Below are 713 nucleotides of genomic sequence, written 5' to 3' on the forward strand. Positions count from 1 at the left end.
GTTTTATTTCATACATCCTATAGCCAGAAATTAAGCACAAATCACAGACAGGGAGGCACGTATGTGGTCTCAAATGAGTCACTTGGCTGGTAGTAGTCATACACCTCAACGACTGCTGGCTTGAGATCCTGCACTGCAAGACCCTGTTTCAGTTGTAGCCTGTAGGTCATGGGGACACCCTTAGCAACCCCTTTCAGATACACCAGCACATGGTCATCTCCAGCATCAACCCGCTGCACTAGTGGAGCAAATGAATCTGGTGGGGATCCAAGCAGTGATGTATCTGCTGTGAAACCTGACAGGAGTTTAATGTCCACAATAACCATGTTCGTAGTTGGTTTTGCACCATTGTACGTCACAGTGATGTTCAGCAGGAGATCAGATCCACGCACTCTGCAGTCTCTTGCCACCTTCACTTCAACACTAAGTGTACTGGAAACTCGAATGGGTGTTGGGACGTTGTAGAAACATGCAACCTGCACAGACACACAGGTGGAGCCCTTGGCTTGAACACTATATCTGCCAGGAATGTTCTTCAGCCGCTTCTCCTGATACAGCAGCCTGTTGTCTCGATTCACGTCAAAGTTATACACCTCTCCTGCCACAGAGGACTGTAAAGTAACAGAGCTGGAGCCCTCCAGGCTGAACACTTTAGCGGCGAACAGAGACAGAGCATGAAGAGCCACCACAGTGTCCTGGGTGGAGGAAAAGCC

1 protein-coding gene is annotated in these 713 nt (G+C 49.1%); it reads right to left on the reverse strand.

Translation table 11 applies throughout. From position 1 onward, the window contains the following. Window positions 1-41: 41 nt before the first annotated feature. On the reverse strand, window positions 42-713 hold a 672-nt coding region (locus GQS57_RS18430; protein WP_165734436.1), incomplete at its 5' end, for a hypothetical protein.

This window comes from Polaribacter sp. 20A6 (assembly GCF_011378915.1).
Classification (GTDB): domain Bacteria; phylum Bacteroidota; class Bacteroidia; order Flavobacteriales; family Flavobacteriaceae; genus Polaribacter; species Polaribacter sejongensis.